16 protein-coding genes are annotated in these 21,673 nt (G+C 37.1%); 9 read left to right on the top strand and 7 right to left on the bottom strand.

The window, feature by feature from the left end; translation table 11 throughout:
* Window positions 1-104: 104 nt before the first annotated feature.
* On the bottom strand, window positions 105-3,434 hold the full coding sequence (dnaE, locus tag IGI80_RS09570) for a DNA polymerase III subunit alpha (protein WP_002379216.1): 3,330 nt from the start codon (window positions 3,432-3,434) through the stop codon (window positions 105-107).
* A gap of 117 nt (window positions 3,435-3,551) precedes the next feature.
* Between dnaE and IGI80_RS09565 the strand changes: the two genes are divergently transcribed.
* A complete protein-coding gene (locus IGI80_RS09565; RefSeq protein WP_002355945.1) occupies window positions 3,552-3,737 on the top strand; it encodes a YjzD family protein in 186 nt (61 codons plus the stop codon).
* 54 nt (window positions 3,738-3,791) lie between these two features.
* On the opposite strand, the gene IGI80_RS09560 is transcribed toward IGI80_RS09565, so the two are convergent.
* From IGI80_RS09560 to IGI80_RS09550, 3 genes are all read right to left on the bottom strand, one after another.
* Window positions 3,792-4,988 (bottom strand): multidrug efflux MFS transporter, encoded by a 1,197-nt coding sequence (locus IGI80_RS09560; RefSeq protein ID WP_002381323.1) that lies wholly within the window; start codon window positions 4,986-4,988, stop codon window positions 3,792-3,794.
* 208 nt (window positions 4,989-5,196) lie between these two features.
* A complete protein-coding gene (locus IGI80_RS09555; protein WP_002355943.1) occupies window positions 5,197-6,603 on the bottom strand; it encodes an NCS2 family permease in 1,407 nt (468 codons plus the stop codon).
* A gap of 151 nt (window positions 6,604-6,754) precedes the next feature.
* Window positions 6,755-7,330 carry a DUF1361 domain-containing protein gene (locus IGI80_RS09550; protein ID WP_002383440.1) on the bottom strand — a complete coding sequence of 192 codons (576 nt, stop codon included), beginning with the start codon at window positions 7,328-7,330 and terminating at the stop codon, window positions 6,755-6,757.
* Window positions 7,331-7,535: 205 nt separating this feature from the next.
* Between IGI80_RS09550 and IGI80_RS09545 the strand changes: the two genes are divergently transcribed.
* Window positions 7,536-8,339 (top strand): Cof-type HAD-IIB family hydrolase, encoded by an 804-nt coding sequence (locus IGI80_RS09545; RefSeq protein ID WP_438723332.1) that lies wholly within the window; start codon window positions 7,536-7,538, stop codon window positions 8,337-8,339.
* 114 nt (window positions 8,340-8,453) lie between these two features.
* On the opposite strand, the gene IGI80_RS09540 is transcribed toward IGI80_RS09545, so the two are convergent.
* The 3 genes from IGI80_RS09540 to ndk all read right to left on the bottom strand — a co-directional run bounded on the left by IGI80_RS09540 (window position 8,454) and on the right by ndk (window position 11,862).
* Window positions 8,454-9,539 carry a hypothetical protein gene (locus IGI80_RS09540; RefSeq protein ID WP_438723331.1) on the bottom strand — a complete coding sequence of 362 codons (1,086 nt, stop codon included), beginning with the start codon at window positions 9,537-9,539 and terminating at the stop codon, window positions 8,454-8,456.
* Between the two features lie 142 nt (window positions 9,540-9,681).
* Window positions 9,682-11,292: an aspartate 4-decarboxylase gene (gene aspD / locus IGI80_RS09535; protein WP_002355939.1), complete on the bottom strand. Its 1,611-nt coding sequence runs from the start codon at window positions 11,290-11,292 to the stop codon at window positions 9,682-9,684.
* A gap of 159 nt (window positions 11,293-11,451) precedes the next feature.
* On the bottom strand, window positions 11,452-11,862 hold the full coding sequence (ndk, locus tag IGI80_RS09530) for a nucleoside-diphosphate kinase (RefSeq protein ID WP_002381321.1): 411 nt from the start codon (window positions 11,860-11,862) through the stop codon (window positions 11,452-11,454).
* A 973-nt stretch (window positions 11,863-12,835) separates the two neighbouring features.
* On the opposite strand from ndk, the gene IGI80_RS09525 reads away from it, so the two are divergent.
* The 7 genes from IGI80_RS09525 to IGI80_RS09495 all read left to right on the top strand — a co-directional run bounded on the left by IGI80_RS09525 (window position 12,836) and on the right by IGI80_RS09495 (window position 21,584).
* Window positions 12,836-13,375, top strand: coding sequence for a hypothetical protein (locus IGI80_RS09525; protein ID WP_438723330.1), 540 nt, complete (start codon window positions 12,836-12,838; stop codon window positions 13,373-13,375).
* Window positions 13,376-13,488: 113 nt separating this feature from the next.
* Window positions 13,489-17,124, top strand: a complete 3,636-nt coding sequence (locus IGI80_RS09520; protein WP_438723328.1) for a BspA family leucine-rich repeat surface protein — start codon at window positions 13,489-13,491, stop codon at window positions 17,122-17,124.
* A gap of 39 nt (window positions 17,125-17,163) precedes the next feature.
* Window positions 17,164-17,679: a hypothetical protein gene (locus tag IGI80_RS09515; protein WP_438723327.1), complete on the top strand. Its 516-nt coding sequence runs from the start codon at window positions 17,164-17,166 to the stop codon at window positions 17,677-17,679.
* An 18-nt stretch (window positions 17,680-17,697) separates the two neighbouring features.
* The gene (locus IGI80_RS09510) at window positions 17,698-18,177 is read left to right on the top strand and encodes an LPXTG cell wall anchor domain-containing protein (protein ID WP_438723326.1); all 480 of its coding nucleotides are present in this window, start codon (window positions 17,698-17,700) and stop codon (window positions 18,175-18,177) included.
* A 404-nt stretch (window positions 18,178-18,581) separates the two neighbouring features.
* Window positions 18,582-19,913 (top strand): helix-turn-helix domain-containing protein, encoded by a 1,332-nt coding sequence (locus IGI80_RS09505; protein WP_438723324.1) that lies wholly within the window; start codon window positions 18,582-18,584, stop codon window positions 19,911-19,913.
* A 280-nt stretch (window positions 19,914-20,193) separates the two neighbouring features.
* Window positions 20,194-20,511 carry a hypothetical protein gene (locus tag IGI80_RS09500; RefSeq protein WP_438723323.1) on the top strand — a complete coding sequence of 106 codons (318 nt, stop codon included), beginning with the start codon at window positions 20,194-20,196 and terminating at the stop codon, window positions 20,509-20,511.
* Complete coding sequence (locus tag IGI80_RS09495) at window positions 20,508-21,584, top strand: AAA family ATPase (protein ID WP_438723322.1); 1,077 nt, start codon at window positions 20,508-20,510, stop codon at window positions 21,582-21,584. Before IGI80_RS09500 ends, IGI80_RS09495 begins: the two co-directional genes overlap by 4 nt.
* Window positions 21,585-21,673: the final 89 nt, after the last annotated feature.

Raw genomic sequence — 21,673 nt, 5'->3', positions numbered from 1 at the left:
AAAAATATTACGTCATTCATTTTACCATTAAAGAACCAAAATGTCTTGAGTTAAGAAGAAAAAAATGAAAAAAGTTGAAAACAACTAGTATTTTTTACCGTAAATCATTTGAAAATGACGTTTTGCTCGCCTAAAACGTAAGCTAATTGTTGCTGACTAGCGCTTGTATGAGCGACCCAATTTTCTTCATTTAATACTATTTTCTTTCCTGTTTTTTCAAAATAGACAATCACTGGAATGTGTCCAGCATGACGACTGAGTACCTCTTTCATTTTCTGAAAAACGTCCGTTTGTTCGACATCTTTTGTAATTCTGATAAAACACGTTTCGTCACTAATTGATGTTTCTACTTGTTGCGCTTTTTCTATTCGTTGAACCAATATTTGCAATTCTTGATTGTAAGTACTGCGTTCCACTTTTCCTTCCACATAATAAACTTGCCCTTTCTCGACACTCTGTCTTAACTGGCGAAAAACGGTTGGGAACAACGTTAGTGAAATACTTCCTGTTGTATCATCCCCATCAACAAAGGCCATTTGTTCTCCCTTTTTGGTCCGAATCGTCCGAATGTTTTTGACATAAATCAATAATTTCGTGGGCTGATTTTCAACAAGTTCATGAACAAGTTGCGTTTGCTTGGCTAAGCGTGTTTTTTTGAACTCTTCTGTCGGATGTCCTGATAAATAGACCCCTAAATATTGTTCTTCTTGTTCTAGTCGCTCTTCTAGCGGATAATCGGCAATTTCTTCTTCCTTTGGCTTCAACGTTTCTAACAAATCCATACTACCACCGCTGAGAAGAATACTTTGGATATTACTCTCTAAACCTACCGCTAATTGACGGCGATTGGGCGCAATTTCGTCAAATGCACCGATGGCAATCAATGGTTCGATATTTTCAACTTTCAACCACTTACGGTCAATTCGCAAAAGAAACTCATCGAACGTTTTGTACGGTCCATTTTCTCGGCGTTCATTTAAAATATTTTGAATGAAGTCTCGGCGGATTCCTTTTAAAGAACTAAAACCAAATAAAATTTGCTGTTGCTGATTTAGGTAAAAGCTGTAGTGACTTTGGTTAATTGACGGCTGCAAAATCGTCTGCTTGTTTTTTCTAGCTTCGCCAATATATTCTTTAATTTTTGTTGGATTATGACGAACAGAATGCAACAATGCGACATAAAAAGCACTCGGATAATGAACCTTCAAGTAAGCCATTTGAAAACCAATAAAGGAATAGGCAAATGCATGCGAGCGGTTAAAGCCATAATTAGCAAAGCGCTCAATATAATCGTACACTTGGTTAGCTGTTTCTTGGGGATAGCCTTGTTGTAACGCACCATTAACAAAATGATTTCGTTCTTCATCTAGCACATCTTTTTTCTTTTTACTAATGGCCCGACGTAAAATGTCAGCTTGCCCTAAAGAGAAGCCAGCCATTTTCGCAGCAACTTGCATAATCTGCTCTTGGTAAACAATAATTCCGTACGTATTTTCCAAAATGGGGGCGAGACTAGGCTCTGGATAACTAATTTGTTCCAAGCCTTTTTTCCGGCGGATGAAAACATCAATATTTTGCATCGGACCAGGACGATACAAGGCGTTGACAGCAGCAATATCTTCAATGCTAGTTGGCCCTAATTTTCTTAATACATTCCGAATTCCAGCAGATTCAAACTGGAAAACGCCACTTGTTTCCCCTTTTCTAAATAAAGCCAGCGTTGTTTCGTCATCTAATGGAATCTGATTCAAACGAATGGTTCGATTATAGACGCGTTTAACAGCTGTGAGGGTATCATCAATGATGGATAAATTTCTTAAGCCCAAGAAATCCATTTTCAGAAGACCAATTTTTTCAACATCATTCATAGTAAATTGGGTCAATAAAATTTCATTCGATCCTGGTTGTAACGGAACCAAATTCAAAAGATTTTCATCACTAATTACCACACCTGCTGCGTGCGTAGAAACATGGCGAGGCAATCCTTCTAGCTGAACAGCTGTTTTATAGAGCAATTGATTATTTGGTGAAAAATTGACCAATTCTTGCATCCGTTTCGACTCTTGGTACGCTTCTTCTAACGTAATTTTCAGCTTGTTGGGGACAGCTGCCGACCAACGATTCGCTTCACTCTGGGACAACCCGAAAACACGTGCAACGTCCCGTAAAACCATTTTCGCAGCCATCGTACCAAACGTGGCAATTTGCGCCATGTGATAATGACCATATTTTTGACTGACATAAGCTAAAACTTCCTCCCGCCGATTATCAGGAATATCTAAATCAATATCGGGCATCGTGTAGCGTTCTGGATTCAAAAAACGTTCAAAAAGCAAATCATATTTGATTGGATCTACATCTGTAATTGATAGCACATAGGACACTAAAGAGCCTGCAGCTGAACCTCGGCCAGCGCCTGTAACAATTTGATTGTTATGACAGAAGTCCATCACATCCCAAACGATTAAAAAGTAATCATCAAAGCCCATATTGTGAATGATGGTTAACTCTTTTTCTAATCGTTTTTGGTAAACTTCATTTAGATGAGGCACTCTTTCTGGTAATTTTTCTAAACACAATGTGCGTAAATAAGAACCAGCCGTTTGATTATCAGGCACAGGAAAATGCGGTAATAATTTTTGATGTAAAGGAATGTCAACTCGGCAATTTTCAGCTAGCTGAATCGTATTCTGGACCACTTCTGCACCAGCTATTTGAAGCATTTGTTCCATCGTCGTCTCTGCTTCACGCAAGTAATTCAGACCTTCTATTTCCGGTGTTTGGCTTGTAATATTCAATTGATTATTTTCTTTGATGCTCTCAAGAACAGTTACGGCAAAGCCTTCTTCCCTTGTTAAATGACGTACCTCTTGCAAAGCCACGCCAGGTAATTGTTCTCTTTGGTAAAAAGAAAAGAGCGCTGGATTGCGTTGTTGATTCATTGAAAAAGAATGTTCAACAAATAACGACTGGGGATCAAAATATGAAGCAAGTTGTTGGAAAGCGTGAACCGCTTGTTGTTCATCTTCAAAAAATGTTTGGGCGACTTCTCCTTTAGCTGACAAAGTCACGGCAAATAAATCACTTAATAAGGATTGATGTTCCGCTAAGTAAAAGGGACCCTCTGTTGTCATTTTGCTGCTAGATAGTTGCATTAATTGCTGATAACCTTTTAAATTTTTAGCAAATAAAAGCAACTCGGAATGCCCTTCTTTTTCTGCTGGGGTATATTCTAATCTTAAACCGATAATTGGTTGAATTCCCGCTTCTTGGCATGCTTCATAAAATTCAACCGCCCCATGCAAGACATTGATATCGGTAATCGCTAATGTTTGATAACCTAACGCTTTCGCTTGTTTTACATAGGAACGAATCCTAACCGTACTAGATAAAAGCGAATAGGAAGTAACGGTATGTAATTGTGGAAATGACATTGGACAGCTCCTTTTTGAATCCTTGCTATTTTTTGCCTCTTCTCTTATTTTCCTATCGCGGATTCTTTACTTTTAAAGAAAATATGCTAAACTAAGAGCTAGAAAAGAGGTGCTCATATGCGTTATCTTGTTGTATTTTTCTGGACCTTCGCATTAGGCCAAGTCGTTGGATATATCGGCGGTGCATTATCTGGTGGTTCATACGACTTTAAAATGACAACGATTCTATCGTTGGCAACAGCCGTTATTATTTTATTAATTGCACACTTTGCAGTACCGAAAGAAACCAAACCTGTTAAATAAGAAAAAACCAGTTACTAAAGTTATTGTAACTGGTTTTTTTATCTTTTCAACTGTTTAGAGCTTTTTATTTAAAACTTTTCGGAAATTAAAGAAGGACAGCCCAATGTTTCCTAAAACGAAACAAGCGGTTACCAGAAAAACAGAAGAATAGCCAAAACCATGGGCAACTGTCGACCCTACCATCGGTCCTAAAACTTGACCGAAATTACTACACATCTGATTGTAACTATAAACTCTACTTACGCCCTCTGTTGGCGTTATTTTACTAATTAACGTATTAATTGATGGCATTAAAGCACCTGTTGAAAAACCTAAAAGGAATCGTAAAACACCTAACTGAAAAGGTGTTTGCACAAACGCCATGGGAATGTAACAAATAAAAGAAAGAATTAATCCGCCTAATAAAACTTTTTGGTTCCCAATGCGGTCCCCAATTTTTCCCAAAGTTGGAGAAGAAATAATTGCTGAAACGCCGGCAATCGAAACAATCAAACCACTAACAAATAATACATTCTCTGTATCGCCACTTAAAGATCGAATATATAGCGTTAAGATTGGGCTGATACTTGTAATTCCTAATTGTAAAATTAACGTAGTCACAAACAAACCAATCAATACTGAAACATGATCCATCTTACTAAAAATTTCTTTCGTCGTTAATAAATCCTTTTTCTCAACTGGTTGAAAATCTTCTTTAACTAAAAAGATAGTCAACAACGTTGTAATGAATAAAATAACGCCGGTAATAATAAAGACATTTTCCATTCCAAACCACTGTGCCAACGCACCGCCAATCGATGGCGCAATTAACGTCCCAGCAATTGCACCTGTTGATAATGTCCCTAGAGCCCAGCCATTTTTCTCTTTTGGCGCTTGCGACGCAATCATCGCTGTTGCGTTAGGAATATAGCCAGATAAAATCCCGTTCATAAACCGCATAATCAACAGCCAGTATACATTAGGGACAAATGCTAACGCCCCCATCGTGATCGTCATTCCTGCTGCAGCCCGAATCATCATAATTTTCCGACCTTTTCGATCAGCTAAATTTCCCCAAATCGGTGCAACAATCGCAGCAGCAAACGCCGTGACGGAAATTGCCAATCCAGAAAACAACTCTACTTGACTCTTAGGCGTCCCTAATTGTTCAACGTATACTGGAATAAACGGCATAACTAAGCTAATACTCGCCCCTGTAAAAAAGCAACCAATCCATGCGACTAACAAATTCTGCTTCCATTTTATTTTCATACTTTTATCCACCTTATCACCTCTTCACCTACCACTATACTCTAAAAGAGTGAATCTCTCAAAAGAAAATTCTTTTAAAAAAAGTCTGACAGACCGGTCAAAACGACCAATCTGCCAGACTTCTTAACACTTGGGCTTAAGATAAACAGCTGAATAAATACAACACCTTCAAAGCTAACCGCTGTTATCTCAGCCTCACTTCTATTTACTATAAAATAGCTAAGATTACAAAGTTTAAGATAAACAACGCATCAATGACCCAAATAATTGGTGAAACTTCTTTGGCTTTTCCTTTGACTACTTTTACCACTGCATAAAAGATGAACCCAGCAGCAATCCCATAAGAGATGCTATAACATAATCCCATGAAAATTGAAGCAAAAAATGCTGGAATCGCATCTTCTAAATCCGTCCAATTGATGTCTTTGAAAGAAGCTAACATCATAATTCCCACTAAAATTAACGCTGGAGCCGTAGCTTGTGCTGGTACAATAGCAATAAGTGGTGAAAAAAGACTACTTAGGGCAAATAGAATTGCTACCACTACCGATGTCAAACCTGTTCGACCACCCGCACCGATTCCTGCTGCACTTTCTACATAAGTTGTCGTATTCGATGTACCAAAAATCGCACCGATAGATGTTGCAATAGCATCTGCAAATAGAGCTTTGTCCATTTTAGTGCTGAAGCCCTTACTATCTTCTAAAGCTAATTCATCTTCTTTAGAGAAAATCCCTGTTCGACGTCCCGTACCGATAAATGTTCCAATTGTATCAAACGTATCTGATAAACTGAAGGCAATAATGGTCATTAAGACTTGAGGAATTTTTGAAGAATCACTAAACAATGACTGTAAGCCCTCAGCACCAAAAGCAGCGCCAAAAGTTGTACCTAATTCTTTAAATGAATTGCCCAACGAATTAGCATGCCAATCAACCGAAGCAGTGTCTACCACCCCCATTGGAATTGCGACTAACGTAGTAACCACAATGCCAATTAAAATAGCCCCACGAACATTCGTGACAACTAAAATCGTTGTTAAAACTAACCCAATTACCGCCAAAATAATGGCTGGATTATCAAAATTTCCTAAAGCGGGCACGATACTCGAACCATTTACAACACCATTTTGAGGTTCTGCTTGTACTGTGAAACTTAGTAAGCCAGCATTTTTCAACCCTACATAAGCGACAAAAATTCCAATCCCACCACCAATAGCATGTTGTAAACTCTCTGGAATTGCTTTAATAATCATTTTGCGAATTTTTGTCACTGTAATCAAAATGTTAATCAAACCACAAATAAAAACCATTGCTAATGCTTGTTGCCATGTATACCCCATCCCAAAAACGACCGTAAACGTAAAGAAAGCATTGAGTCCCATTCCCGGTGCTTGAGCGTAAGGTACATTAGCAAACAGCCCCATAATTAATGTACCGATGATTGAAGCAATAATGGTCGCTAAAAAAACAGCCTGAAAAGGCATCCCTGTTTCTGAAAGAATGGACGGATTAACAAATAAAATATAACTCATTGCAAAAAAGGTCGTAACCCCCGCCATTATTTCAGTTGATACCGTTGTCTTGTTTTCCTTTAATTTGAAAAACGTATTCATAATTGCACTTCTCTCCCTTAAAATCCATGTTTTCGAATAATTACTCTTTGATTATAAAAGAATCGCTATCTTTTTACAACAAAATATTAACTATTATATATATTTTTCTATATAATGTTCGTGTTTTTCAGATATAAAAAAAGAAAAAGCTTTACATTGCTTCTTCTTTTCCTAATAATTGGATTAGCCCAAACAACAGCATCTGTAGAAACATCATTAATAAAATAAACATTAATTTTTGAAGGGACCAGTCAAAAAAGATAATTTTCACTGTTTCAATCGGATTCATAAAAAGATAGACACTGTGTAATCGATCAAAACGTCCAACATAAATCGCCAAAGCAGACAAGAAATGAAGGCTGGCTTGAAAGCCTATAATTGTTCTATAGCCACAATAACTTTGCAATTTCTGGCTAACAGTTGTTACTGTTTTCATCCCTAAAAGTCCATATATAACAATTCCGCTAGTTAAGCAAACAAACGCCCACCAATCACCAATTTGGTTTGCAAAAATCGTATTAAAGCCTCGATAAATAGATAACGTTTCTAAATGAAAAAAATCCGTAAATAGGTACGGTGCATTAGGATAAAAAATTAACCAAGCAAAACCTATCAACCAATCCCTTTTACGTTTTTCTGCGTTTAAAAGATAACTAAGTTCAATTGGAATATAGGCTAACAACACGTTCAACGCCATAAAATGAAAATGAGTAGCAAATAACCACATATAGATACAATAGATTAAGGTGATCACTCGTAAATAATTTCTAGAATTTTTCAAGATGCTCTGCGCTCCTTTTTCAAACGGTTTATTTTAGTGTAGCATACTTCTTAAGCTTTTTTTTAAACCTTATAAATGAACATACTTCTCCCCTTGATAATCTTCGGTTTTATGCTAGACTGAGTAAAAGGCATTTAGGAGGAATTTTTACTTGAAAAAATTAATTGCTATTGATTTAGACGGCACAACATTAAATGCACAGTCTTTAATCAGTCCAAAAACCGAACAAACACTAAAAAAAGCGATTGACAACGGTCATTACGTCAGTATTGCCACTGGACGTCCCTATAGAATGAGTCATCAATTTTACCAACAACTTGGCCTAACGACCCCTATGGTTAACTTTAACGGCGCTTTAGTCCACATTCCAGAGAAAAAATGGGACTTGGAAAGCGAAGCCAATATTGAACGTGACCTAGTCTTTGACATTTTGGCACAGAAAAAAGAATTACAATTAGATTTTGTTGCTGCTGAAAACAAAGAAACATTTTATATCGATACGTTAGATGGGTTCGATCCGAAATTTTTTGCTTCCAAAGCAACCTTAGATAATTTACTTACTGCTAAAAATTTACGAACAAATCCTACCTCAATGATGGTTCGGACCACACCAAACCAAGCTAAAAAAGTTGCTGATACATTGACAAAACAATATGGTGATTATATTGATGTCCGCACTTGGGGCGGTCCAATGCCTATTTTAGAAATGGTCGCAAAAGGAATTCAAAAAGCCCATGGCGTTGATCAAGTGGCGAACTTTTTATCTGTCAAACCAGCTGATATCATTGCTTTTGGCGATGAACATAATGACGAAGAAATGCTAAGTTATGCTGGTTGGGGTGTTGCTATGAACAATGCCACGGATAAAATTAAATCCGTAGCCAACGATGTCACTGAAAAAACAAATGATCAAGATGGTTTAGCAGATTACTTAGAAAATTATTTAGATCTATAAAAGGCTAAAATAAAAGTATTTCTTTAAAAAGAACTCACTTTGGTTTAGCTGATAATCTTAAGATTACGAAAGTGGGGCATAAGTCGAAACGACTTATGCCCCACTTCCGTTTTTTTATTCCTTCAATGAATTTTGAAACGTGCTGATTTTTTCAGCCAATCTTTGATAAGTCATAAAAGACGGATGCTGTAGCTCTTGTTCTTCGTTAACGGATAAAGTTTGTTGTGTCGTAATGGCCTTTGTTAGTGCATCTACAAAATGAATAAAAGAATTGTTGGTTTGTTTATTGTATCCTGGTGAATAATATTTCGATTGACGATAAAAAGGCCGCAGGGCTGTTTCTGTGATTTTTTCCTGTTCATCTGAAAAGTATTCATCATAGCTGACATGTTTTATTTTCTGCTCTTCTGTTATCACTTGAAGTCGAGCGATTAGGCCATTGCCTAAATCTTCTGCGTAACCGATATACGTTTCTTTCGATGGCTCTTTTAGCCAAGTGTCCATCTCTGCTGCTAAAGGCATTAAACCTTCACGCGCAGAAGTTGATGAACCGCGTACCGTATAAAAATTACCTGTGACACGATTTTCGTCACGCATTTGTTTTTCTACATAAGTAATACCATTAACAACGGTGACTAACGTATCGTCTGTGCGCGTGTTGCTTGCTTGAAATTCAGGATAATCCGACAGGCGTTTGTTGACACCCGAATAGCGTGTATCATAATAAGGGTCACTAGCAAACTCTGTAAACTCAACATTCAGAATCCTTTGCGTTTCAGGTTCCGTAATAATCTCTACAATGCCGTAATTTCCCCCAGTAAATACACCTTCATTTTTATAATAGTTACCCGTCATTAATCCCAAAGGCGGTTGATTGGACCAAAACATTTTTTTCTTTTTTTCTTCTGGTGTATATTTTGCTGGTGGGGTTGTCCCAAATGTCGTTTGTGTGGCCCCTGTAACCACTTCGTACGTGTATTCATGAGAATCAAAAGTCAATTGATTAGCAATCAGTTCGTCATTTTTAGTCGGCGCTTGTTTTTCCACCGCAGAAGTCGTTTGATTGGTGACGGTAACTTGCTTCACTTGCTTTGTCTCTTGCGGACCACTTGTTGTTTGTTTCGTTGGCTCTTGATCTGGCGCACAACCAACCAAAATAAATAATCCGATAAAAACCAACATTCCTTTAATATGTTTCATTCACTTCTCTCCTTTTTATAAACGCTTAATTTCCTCTTATCTCCAGTGTAGCAAACATTTATAAACCAAAACTGACGGAAAAATGAATAAATAATAAACAAAAACGCTAAGTCTCCTGCAGCTTAAGAGACTTAGCGTTTTTTTATTTAATTGCTTGGCGCTTTTGGCGCAACCACTCTTCTTTAATGTGTTCAGATAGGCGAATCATTCGTTTACCAACTTCACTATATTGGTTAGTAGCTAAATTGGCTAAAGAAATTCGAACTGACCATTTGTCACTCCCGAAAGCATCCGCTTTTAAAAGCATTAATTTTTCTTTTTCTGCTAAAGAGGTTAATACTTTTGTGATCGTCCACGATTTCGTTAAATAACTTGAAAATTCTGGGCCATAACGTTTTTCTGTCCAATCTCTAAAGTTAATTTCACAATAATAGGCTGTATTTAAACTTGCTAAAGGCTCTTCAATGCCTAAGGTGCGGAACAAGAGCTTTTCACGCGTATGACAGATATCCATCACTTCGTCTTTATAAGCTTGACCGTCTTTTAACAAAGCATACAAACTAAATAAAGCCATCATCGCTTGCTGAATAGAAGAAAGTCCCGCTGCATGGTTCAACGCAATATCGCGGCTGTCTGCGACTAAGCGGCTGATAAAGTTAATTTGGCTTGTGTCTGCATTCAATGTAGCATAACGTGCCTGTAATTCCATTTTTCGAGCCACTGGCAGTTCTTTTAATAATTGGTCAAAGATGTTCTCTTGGCTAACCGCAATAGTCCCCACACGCCAACCGGTAGCGCCAAAGTATTTAGAATAAGAATAGATACAGGCTGTATTGTAAGGTAACTCCGTAAATAGTGAACGAAAAGCTGGCACAAAGGTTCCGTAAACGTCATCTGTTAAAATCATTAACTTAGGGTTATCCACTGCAACGATTTGTTTGATTTGTTCAATGGTAGGTTTTCCCATAGCATTGGCAGTTGGATTGCTGGGATTTACGACAAAAACCGCTTTGATGGACGGGTCTTTTAGTTTATCAATTTCCTTGTTTGAGTATTGATACGTCGTTTTTCCATCAATAATCATTTGCTCTGCTTTGATTTTAACCACGTCAAAATCATAACGTGGTAGTTCTGGAATTTCTAGATAAGGAGCAAACGTTGGTAATAACAACGCAATACGATCACCTTTTTCTAGTAAATAATTATTTGCCAACGTATCAAACAAGTAACAAATCCCTGCTGTACCACCTTCAACGGCAAAAATATCAAACGGTTGTGCTTCACTGGAAAATAATTCTTGATTTAAATATGCTTTAATCGGTTGTTCACACGCCTTCAAGCAACGAACAGGATTCGGATAATTATCCCCAATCACATAGTCTAACATGGCATCTAACCACATTTCCTTATCCATCCCAAAATAGTTATGCTCTGCTGTCCAAATTTCTTGTAAGAAGGTTGCCCCTTTGCTAGGATTTTCTGCTAAAAAGTTTAAGAAGCGTTGCGTTCTACCAAAACTTGGCTGAATCATACCAGCCGTTTGTTCGCTCCCCTCTCTTAACGTTTCTTTTGTAGCAAATTGACCTAATAAAAAAAAGGCTTCCCTTGGTGTTGGCGCCGTCCAATTAGGATTGCCTCGCCCTGCATTTAACAATGTTTCTAAATTATGATTTTCTTCATGTAATTTCTTCTCTAAAAATAGACTTAATTCAAACGGACTAAGATTTTCTGTCAATTCATCACTTGTTATCATTTTATCCTCCTGAAGCACACGCGGTCATTTAGTATTTAGTATGTAGTCTATACTACTCTTCTACCTCCAGATGTCAACCATTTAAGCGGAATATTCTGACAATTAATAAAAAAGAAACAATCCTTTATAAAAAATAAAGGATTGCTTCTTTTTCGCTGATTAACCAAAGAACCGTTGCATCTCAATTTTTGCTGATTGGACAGAATCAGAAGCATGGATTAAATTTTTGGTGACAGACAACCCATAATCCGCTCGTAAGGTGCCACTTTCAGCATCTAACGGATTCGTTGCTCCAACTAATTTACGCACTTTTTTAACCACATTGTCCCCTACAACGACCATCACAACCACTGGGCCACTTGTCATATAGGCTAATAATTCAGGGAAAAATAGTTCATCTTTTAAATGCTCATAATGTTCCTTCACTGTTTCTACTGTTAGTCGTTCGAATTTAAGGTGCAATAAGTCAATACCTTTATCTTCAAAACGTTGAATGATTTTGCCAACTAACTTTCGTTCAACGCCATCTGGCTTAATAATTACTAAACTTGTTTCCTTCATTTTTTCCATCCCTTTCAAAACTTCCTTTTGCCCTTTCCCAAGGGGTAGCTACAGAATAAAATGAAAGCGGATACTTTGTCAATGATAAATTTTCTTTTCCTTTTGATTAAATAAAAAATTAAAGATTATTCACAAGATTTGTGAATTGTTCTTTCAGTTCTGTATTGCTTGTTTTTATTAAAAAAGAAGAAATTAACTTAATTGCTATCCTTAAAGGGATTACTAACATAACAAAAATCAAAAATACTACCCTATTACTACTCTAAAGAGCCTTAACACGACGTATTAAAAAAAGAAACCTTAAGCAATCCTGTTTACTATAGATTATTACTTAAATTAATACAACTACTTGTCAATGAACTCGATTGGCAAGTTTTTTTGAAGAATCAGCTTTTTAAGCAATGTCTTATTATACATAAAATCCCTGATGTAAGGAAATGGTTAAAATATTATTTTTAATCGTTTGTCGAATAATATATAAATGAGGTGAAAAGACGAAGATACTGAATAAACGCTGGTATGAACACATTCGTTAACTGACATTCCTTTTTTTGAAGTTATAAGGTTAGTTTTTGTGGAATTTTATTTCGTATTTATTTAAAATAATGTGATTATACTAAGATTGAAATGACCACTAGTACAGAGTTGTTTATCTGATACTAAATTTCATTCTCGGGATAATTTTTGTAGATAGGAGGTTTACGAATGTAATTGGTAACTGTAAAAAGGAAAACGGTTCATCTGTTTCACGTGGGGGATAACAGGTATTCTTAGTAGTTCCGTAGGAACTGATTAACTAAAGAAGAGAAATTATCTCAAAGAGGAATTGTTTTAATTAACACTAGCGATTCGCAAGATAAGCGGAATTACTAAATAGGGTGTTAGCATGTAATAAAACATTTCTTAAGCTAAAGTTAAAATGACCTAAGGTCATGAAAGATTAAATTAGCACTACCAATACAGAAAACAAGGAGAGAAAAAAATGAAAAAATTAACAGGACTATTAGTAACAACAGCATTATTAGGTGGAGTGGTCTTAAGCACAGTTCCAGTTTGGGCGGCGGATTCTGGTACTAGTACCATCGATGTCCAATATACCACAGCGGTTCAAGTAAATGACCCTGCCAATCCTGATTCACCATCCTATGCTATTCAATTACCATCAGGATTTAACTTTACTAAATTAAATGAACCAGCTAATGGCGTGGCCGAAGGAACCGGTATTAATGGTAATTTTAAAATGGTAAACCCCGATGGGGTTAACGATTATAGTGGAGCAAAAAATGTGAAATTAAGTGTAGCGTCTGCCAAAAATTGGACATTAAAAGATACCGCTGACAATGTAGGTTCTACTTATAAACTAAAAGATGGAGCCATCGATGCGACGGCAGCTAATTATTCGTTTACCTTGAATAGTACGACTAATACCAAAACGTTAACCGCTACGCTAACTGGTAAAGCGAATCAAAGTGGTAATTATTCGGATGTCTTGACCTTCACTTATGAAAATGTAACTTCATAATTGCTATAAAATTAAGTCTTTTCATTCTTTAATAAGATAGTGGCCCTCTTTTATTGGCGAATGACCAGATAAAAGGGGGTTTTTAATAAAAAAACTGATGGAAGGAGGCTATCATGAAAAAGAATGTTTTATGGACAACCTTAGTATTTACATCGTTAGGACTATGTTCATTGCTGAATACGGTACCTGTAGAAGCTGTGACAGATGAGGTTTCAGAACTCGGATTACCAGATCCAATAACAACAGTGGATGCAGAAGGAGATTTAGGAACTATTCATTGGTATCTAACACCGGATGGTGTCCTGCATTTAGGCGGTGGAGATCTTCCTAATTGGGTAGATATTTATTCATTTAAGTCACCTTTTGATTCAATTAAGCTTAGCGTTAACAAAGTCGTATTTGATGATACGGTAGTTGCAGTAACTTCATTAAGTGGGCTATTTTATGGTTTATCTAACTTAACAGAAATTGAGCATCTTGAAAAATTAAATACAGCTAACGTAACGAATATGAGCAGTATGTTCAGTGGTTGTAGCAGTTTAACGAGTTTGGATATAACTGCTTTAAATACGGCTAACGTAACGAATATGATCAGTATGTTCAGTGGTTGTAGCAGTTTAACGAGTTTGGATATAACTGCTTTAAATACGGCTAACGTAACGAATATGAGCAATATGTTCGGTGGTTGTAGCAGTTTAACGAGTTTGGATATAACTGCTTTAAATACGGCTAACGTAACGAATATGATCAGTATGTTCAGTGGTTGTAGCAGTTTAACGAGTTTGGATATAACTGCTTTAAATACGGCTAACGTAACGAATATGAGCAATATGTTCGGTGGTTGTAGCAGTTTAACGAGTTTGGATATAACTGCTTTAAATACGGCTAACGTAACGAATATGATCAGTATGTTCAGTGGTTGTAGCAGTTTAACGAGTTTGGATATAACTGCTTTAAATACGGCTAACGTAACGAATATGATCAGTATGTTCAGTGGTTGTAGCAGTTTAACGAGTTTGGATATAACTGCTTTAAATACGGCTAACGTAACGAATATGAGCAGTATGTTCAGTGGTTGTAGCAGTTTAACGAGTTTGGATATAACTGCTTTAAATACGGCTAACGTAACGAATATGAGCGGTATGTTCAGAAATTGTAGCAGTTTAACGAGTGTAGATTTAACGAGTTTCAGTGCTCCAAACGTAACGGATATGAGCAGTATGTTCAGTGGTTGTAGCGGTTTAATCAGTGTAGCCCTAGGAACTATAAATACTGCTGCCAATGCTAATATACGGAATATGTTTTCTAATTGTAGCGGCCTAAAAAATTTGGATTTATCAAGCTTTAGTATTCCTAACGTAGCTGACATGGAATATATGTTTTCTGGTTGTAGCAACCTAACAAGCTTAAAGTTAACCAACTTTAATGCCCCTAACGCTGAAGGCTTTAATACTATTTTTTGGGGTGATATGAACTTAACAAGTATAAAATTAGGAGCTTTGAATATCAAAGCTGACAGTCTAAATGGAATGTTTATGGGGTATAAAAAATTAACCAGTGTAGATTTATCAAGTTTCAATGCCCCAAACGTAACGGATATGAGCAGTATGTTCAGTGGTTGTAGCGGTTTAACAAGCGTAGATTTCACCGATTTTAATGCCCCAAACGTAACGAATATGAACTCTATGTTCGAGAGAAATACAAGCTTAACCAGTGTAGCCCTAGGAACTATAAATACTGCTACCGATACTAGTATGAGTAGTATGTTCTCTGGTTGTAGCGGTTTAACAAGCGTAGATTTTACCGATTTTAATGCTCCAAACGTAACGAATATGAGCAATATGTTCAGTGGTTGTAGAGGTCTAACGAGTTTAGATTTATCAAGCTTTAATATTCCTAACGTAACGAATATAAACTCAATGTTCTTTGATTGTAGCGGTCTAACGAGTTTAGATTTATCAAGCTTTAATATTCCTAACGTAACGAATATGAACTCTATGTTCGAGAGAAATACAAGCTTAACCAGTGTAGCCCTAGGAACTATAAATACTGCTACCGATACTAGTATGAGTAGTATGTTCTCTGGTTGTAGCGGTTTAACAAGCGTAGATTTTACCGATTTTAATGCTCCAAACGTAACGAATATGAGCAATATGTTCAGTGGTTGTAGAGGTCTAACGAGTTTAGATTTATCAAGCTTTAATATTCCTAACGTAACGAATATAAACTCAATGTTCTTTGATTGTAGCGGTCTAACGAGTTTAGATTTATCAAGCTTTAATATTCCTAACGTAACGAATATGAATTATATGCTCTCTGGTTGTAGCGGTCTAACGAGTTTAGATTTATCAAGCTTTAATATTCCTAACGTAACGACTATGAATTATATGCTCTCTGGTTGTAGCGGTTTAACAAGCGTAGATTTCACCGATTTTAATGCTCCTAACGTAACGAACATACAGGGTCTGTTCAGTGGTTGTATTGGCCTAACGAGTTTAGATTTATCAAGCTTTAATATTCCTAACGTAACGAATATAGCCTACCTATGCCAAGCATGCAGGAGTGCAACAAGTATCGTCTTGCCGCATATTAATACGTCTAAGGTAACTTTTATGGACTATATAGTAGGTGAATGTATTAGTCTAACCGATTTTGATGTATCAGGTTTGGGTGATATAACAGGAATTCTAGGTGCGGATCATTTATTTTATACGGGTATAACAGAAACTGATACTACAAGTATTACTCATTTAAAATTAGGTAGTACCACTAAGTTAACCGTAATGCCAGTTGTATCTATTGATACCGGAAATGCTTGGCGTTTAAACAATTCTGGGGAAGGGTATGGCAATGCAGAACTCCTTCAATCTTATGATGGGACAGCAATGGCGGGTGATTGGTATTGGGTTTTTGCCCCTACCTTAACGCTACAAGATCTAACCCTCTATACGAGTGATTCTTGGCATCCCGCAGATAATTTTGTTTCGGCCACAGATACAACTAAAACTAAAAATGCGGTCCCTTTTGAACAAGTTGTCACAAACGGAACGGTAGACATTCATACCCCGGGAAGTTATACCATTACTTACTCTTACGGTAATTTAAGTAAAGAAGCTACCATCACTGTTTTAAAAGATCAATCAGCGGTTGAACTTAAAAATAGCCAAATCAATCTTTACTCTGATGAAACATGGAACCCTATAACTAACTTTGTATCAGCTAAAAATAAAGCTGGTGATGTTGTGCCGTTTGACCAAGTCACCGTCAATGGTCCGGTAGATACTACTATCCCCGGCGTTTATTCGGTTACCTACTCTTCTGGTTCAGTTAGTGAAACGGTAGAGGTTACTGTTCTGCAAAACATAAGTTATGCGTTACAATTACCAGCGAGGTTACACTTTTCTAAAACGAATGAACCGAAGGTTGGTCAAACCAAAGGGACGGATACTAATTATAACATTAAGTTGTTTAATACTGCTGATGGGCAAGCCTATTCTGGTAATAGTAACATTCAATTAACGGTTACTTCGCAAAACCATTGGCAATTACAAGGGGCAGACCATACTTTGGGGGCTAACTACAAACTTAAAGACGTGAATGGTCAAGATATTACTACTGCAGTCGATTATTCGTTTAATCTAGATAAAACAGTGAATGAAAAGACTTTAGTGGCGTATCTAACTAGTAAAGCCGATAAGGCTGGGATCTATTCTGATGTCGTCACATTTAACTATCAACGAGTGCCCTAATCAATCCGGGTTACTAAATGTAGATGAAAGGAGAACCACATGAACGCAAAGAAACGTCTACTATGGTTAGCCCTCTTGGGACTATTTATTTTGGTACTAATCGGAGGCTGGTTCTTTTTCAATACGCCTAAACAGTCCACTACTGATCAGGTGGAATTAAAGGACGATCCACAAGCCGTTAATTACGACACAAAAATGAAGAAGCCCTCCAATTATGATGCGACCCAACTTGTTTTTCCTGGTTATGATGAAATCACTGTTAGTGAAGGCGCAGAAAAAGCCTATGTAGCCTTAGCGAATCCTGAGTTTAACAAAGCTAGTTTTAAATTTATCATTTCTTATGGGGAAAACAACGAGGTCTTAATGGAAACCGGTTTGGTCAAACCCGGGAAAGCCGTGAATGAATTTCCATTACCTAAAGCTTTGAAACCGGGACATTATCAGCTGAAAATGAAAATTGAGGCATTTGATTTAACTACCCAGCAACAATTAAATGGTGCCAGCACTAGCGTGGATTTAGTCGTGGTAGAAAAAGGATCGAACTCCAAGAAATAAGTCGAGGAGGCTAAGCAAATGAAAAAACAATTGATTGGGGGTGGGATCTCACTAGTAATGGGGCTGACGCTTGTTTTTACACAAAAAGCAGTTGAAGCAGAAATGGTTGAAACCGGTCAGGTCGTTGTGACCTATCAAGTAGAAGAAACCTCAAGCGAACCTGATACAACAGGAATTAAAGAGGAACCAGCAATTAATCCGCCTACAACAATGGGTAAAGAAAAACTACCTACAAAACCAGTTAAAGAACCATCCGTCAGTGAGCAACCACAAAAAACAGCCAGCTCCCAAGGAGCTGAACCAACTAAACGTTTGGCCGGTCTACCTTACGCCACCGGTGAAACTCAAAAAGAAGCCCTTGCCAGGGTCTTCCCATCAACCAATGAAAAAAAATCAATGCTAGGAAACTTATTAGGAACGTTCTTAATCATCTTTGTGGGCATCTTATATAGGAAAAAAAGACCCCAACAAGAACGTAAAGCAGAAATAGAACAATGAAAACCGATTAAAAAAGCGTTCACGGAATAAGTCAATAACGGCCAAGTTAGATGTGGGGGTCGTTAACTTATCCGTGGAGTTTTTTTAGTTATTGAGGACAACCATAGGACCCATGAGGAGCAATTAAAACAAGAACAACAGTGCCATACTTTTTACTAATGGGGAAGTAATGATCCCATTTAATTACGAATGAATGTGCTAGGTATTACTCACTAAAAGTTGAAGAAAGGTCGTAGCTCATTAAAGCCGATTACCTCCCCTATGGTTAGAAATTTACCTACCAACCGGCGGGAAAATCCGCCATTGAATATAAAAAAACTTACCAAATGAGCAAGGAATAGCCCGTAAGGGTGACTGAAACGGTGGAAGTCGTTTTAAAATAGCTAGGATTGGAAGAAAACCAGATGCTGATTTGTTTTACCGAATTATTAATCGAAAAAATAGCCCAACGCTGTAAAAAATTACGCCTTGATCGTGGTTTTAAAATGGAAGCTATTTCGGATAAAGCGGCGATTAGTCGCATTGAAAAAGGGATTGTTCCCAAAAGCGGCAACTATATGACTGCGACCGTTCTGTTTGATTATGTCCATATCTTTGATAAAAGCCCGGCCGAAATTATCTTCGGAACAGCCGCCGAATTAGAGAATGTTTTGTGTGAATTATTCTATGAATTATTTTTTACCATTATGATGAAAGACTTAACTAGCCATGCATACTTATATCACACAAGCTATCAAACAGCAATTGAAGCTCAAACAGCCGTCCTATCTTTAGCAGAAATGTTCGCAGAATATAATTTTCAGCGCTATCACTTTTTACAATTAGAGGATAAATTCATGGATGACTTCTGCAAAAAAAATGATGTTTACTATCGTGAGAATGGAAAACTCATTAATCCCGAAAGAGACCGTAGGTCTGCGCCTATTAATGAAGCCACCGTTATTGACTTTACTGATATGGCTAGTAAGATGTGGTGGATGTGCCAAGATAAAATGATCACCTCATTTCAAGCCGAAGTTATGGATACTCTATTCGATGACTTTAATTTTTCAACCATTAATACTACCGTCAATCAGTGGATTAACCAACAATTTAATAAAGTGATTGTACCGAATGTGATCAAAAAGTTACGTAGTAATACTATCTTTAAGTTAGGCCTCATCGTGCAAAATATGATTAAGGAATTTCTAGATGAAAATTTAACAGATTCCTTTCAAACTACTGTCCCAGTTAAAACAACCTACAATGACAGCTTTTATATTTCGTCTAATAATTTCCACAAATTCACCGATCACCCTTTATCTGACGCCGAGGTAGAAGAAAAAATGAAACTTATTGACTTGGCAAATGAAATGGCGTTAGCAGACAAAATACCAGATCAAGCATTAGCAAAGAAATTTGATAAATATGGGATTACGTATAAAAAAGTTGATGGAAAAGCGTACATGAATGAAGTAGATATTGATGCCCTGATTAATCAAGCACTTACTTCTAGAAGAAATGGTATCACACGTAATGATAAGTACAAATTTAAACATAGCAGTGAATTCTATGACACTTTATTCTATCACAACAAAATTATCCCGGGATACTTAACGAATAATAGTCAAATTATGCAACGGCTACAAGAACACCTAAATAAAAATATCATAGAAAGTATTAATATATTTATTCATCTTCAAAATAATTTACTCCAATTTTTATCTCCAGAAGAATTATTATTGTTTGCAAAATAATTCAGTATCAAGAGCTAACCCTTAGGGGAAGGCTCTTTTTTGCGTATAAAGTCCAGTTGTTCATTTGGTTGATGAAACGCTAGGAAATTAACAACTAGATGAACAACCAAATTATCGAGCGCTACGATAAGATGAATACAACAAAGGTTTGTGCACCCCTTTGTTGTTAGTAATCTTATATGGACTACGACGCGTAGTAGTTCATAGCTAAATGAAATTAAAGAACCAAAATAGTAAGACTATAGAAATAATCAACCCTATTTTAAGGAGGATTCCCATTATGAAAACAACCTTTAATCAAACCAATCACTATGCAGAAACCACTGCCCGAAAATTTATCGTACCAGATAAGCCCGTTCAATGCGTGACCACCTTTATGGAAACTCAATACGAATATGTTGACAACCGACGAACGGACACCATTAAAGGCTATAAACTTTGGTTTATCCAAGAAGGATTAAATCCTTTTCCGGTGAAATTTGAACAGAAACCAACGTTGCCCCCTTTTTTAGCCGTCATTGAATTTGAGCACCTTCAAGGAATTGAAATTCGGAACAATGTGTATTTCAAAGCCGACGGCTTAAAGGTCGTGAAATGATGGAAGCACACGCTATTGAACAGTACTTAACCCAAAGTTTAAACATGGCTCTCGCCATTAACGGTGAATCAACCTATACGAATTCTTTTTATGTAGCGGTAAAAGCGGACGGATTCCTATTCGTCCCCCGTACCCCGGCGGGCTATTTAATTGATGATGACTTGTATCAAAAAATTTTTATTATCGCTAATGCGAGTCTCTATCCTCGTTACACCTTATTAAAACAAACCACTGCGTACTTTCTTCCTTTAGACACGGAAGATATTCATACCCAACGGGCGTTGTTTTTCCCTTGGTTTAAAGGGATTAGTGAACGGTTAGTGATTCCAGATTTACGTGCATATGTTCATCAAACGAAAGGTACCGAGATTCCCATTATGAAACATCTGACGATGGATTATCAAAAAGTGACTAGTATCGTGATTGCGGGAAACTCTGGGAGTGGCAAATCTTATTTCTTAACGTATTTATTAGAACAATTGGTTACCCGCTCCCAGTTAATTATTATTGACCCAAAATTAGATAGTCCTTCGCGTTGGGCACGAGCTCACCAATTGACCGTCATTCACCCGACCAAGAATCGTTCGAGAAGTGATTTTGTCAGTCAAGTCAATGATGCTTTGAGCCAAGTATTAACAACTATTTATGAACGGCAAGAACAATTATACGATCAACCCACCAAAGTCTTTGAACCCGTTACGGTAGTGATTGATGAAGTCTTAGCTTTATCCGAAGGCGTCAACAAAGCCATCAAAGAAGCCTTTCTCTCCCTATTGAGTGGGATTGCCTTATTAGGTCGGGCGACGAATTGTCATTTGATTTTAGTCTCCCAACGCTTTGATTATAACGCAGTGCCTATTAGCGTACGTGAACAGGCCAACGTGTTTGTTCAAATTGGTAATATCAATCGTAAAACAACCCAGTTTCTTTTTCCTGATTTGGATCCCGCGGGGATTGTGATTCCCATTGGAAAAGGCACCGGCTTAATTCAACTCATTGATGATGAACACCCGTACCAAGTACTCCCGTTACTGACACCGACATTTTACACTGAGAAAGGAATTTTATCATGAAGAAAACCTATTTGATGCGCTGTTACCCACTAGCCTATGGCTTGTGCTTAAGTTGGATCGTCGTACTTGCCAGCTTCATCCTATTTACC

It is taken from the genome of Enterococcus sp. DIV1420a, assembly GCF_051712165.1.
Taxonomy (GTDB): Bacteria; Bacillota; Bacilli; order Lactobacillales; family Enterococcaceae; genus Enterococcus; species Enterococcus faecalis.
The sequence above is the reverse complement of the archived record's forward strand: the minus strand, read 5'-3'. Positions and strand labels throughout refer to the sequence as shown.

Excerpts from the sequence above, each read along its gene's own strand:
- dnaE (WP_002379216.1), bottom strand. The coding sequence starts at position 3,434 with ATGTCATTTCCACAATTACATACCGTTACTTCCTATTCGCTTTTATCT.
- IGI80_RS09565 (WP_002355945.1), top strand. The coding sequence starts at position 3,552 with ATGCGTTATCTTGTTGTATTTTTCTGGACCTTCGCATTAGGCCAAGTC.
- IGI80_RS09560 (WP_002381323.1), bottom strand. The coding sequence starts at position 4,988 with ATGAAAATAAAATGGAAGCAGAATTTGTTAGTCGCATGGATTGGTTGC.
- IGI80_RS09555 (WP_002355943.1), bottom strand. The coding sequence starts at position 6,603 with ATGAATACGTTTTTCAAATTAAAGGAAAACAAGACAACGGTATCAACT.
- IGI80_RS09550 (WP_002383440.1), bottom strand. The coding sequence starts at position 7,330 with ATGTGGTTATTTGCTACTCATTTTCATTTTATGGCGTTGAACGTGTTG.
- IGI80_RS09540 (WP_438723331.1), bottom strand. The coding sequence starts at position 9,539 with ATGAAACATATTAAAGGAATGTTGGTTTTTATCGGATTATTTATTTTG.
- aspD (WP_002355939.1), bottom strand. The coding sequence starts at position 11,292 with ATGATAACAAGTGATGAATTGACAGAAAATCTTAGTCCGTTTGAATTA.
- ndk (WP_002381321.1), bottom strand. The coding sequence starts at position 11,862 with ATGGAAAAAATGAAGGAAACAAGTTTAGTAATTATTAAGCCAGATGGC.
- IGI80_RS09525 (WP_438723330.1), top strand. The coding sequence starts at position 12,836 with ATGAAAAAATTAACAGGACTATTAGTAACAACAGCATTATTAGGTGGA.
- IGI80_RS09520 (WP_438723328.1), top strand. The coding sequence starts at position 13,489 with ATGAAAAAGAATGTTTTATGGACAACCTTAGTATTTACATCGTTAGGA.
- IGI80_RS09515 (WP_438723327.1), top strand. The coding sequence starts at position 17,164 with ATGAACGCAAAGAAACGTCTACTATGGTTAGCCCTCTTGGGACTATTT.
- IGI80_RS09510 (WP_438723326.1), top strand. The coding sequence starts at position 17,698 with ATGAAAAAACAATTGATTGGGGGTGGGATCTCACTAGTAATGGGGCTG.
- IGI80_RS09505 (WP_438723324.1), top strand. The coding sequence starts at position 18,582 with ATGCTGATTTGTTTTACCGAATTATTAATCGAAAAAATAGCCCAACGC.
- IGI80_RS09500 (WP_438723323.1), top strand. The coding sequence starts at position 20,194 with ATGAAAACAACCTTTAATCAAACCAATCACTATGCAGAAACCACTGCC.
- IGI80_RS09495 (WP_438723322.1), top strand. The coding sequence starts at position 20,508 with ATGATGGAAGCACACGCTATTGAACAGTACTTAACCCAAAGTTTAAAC.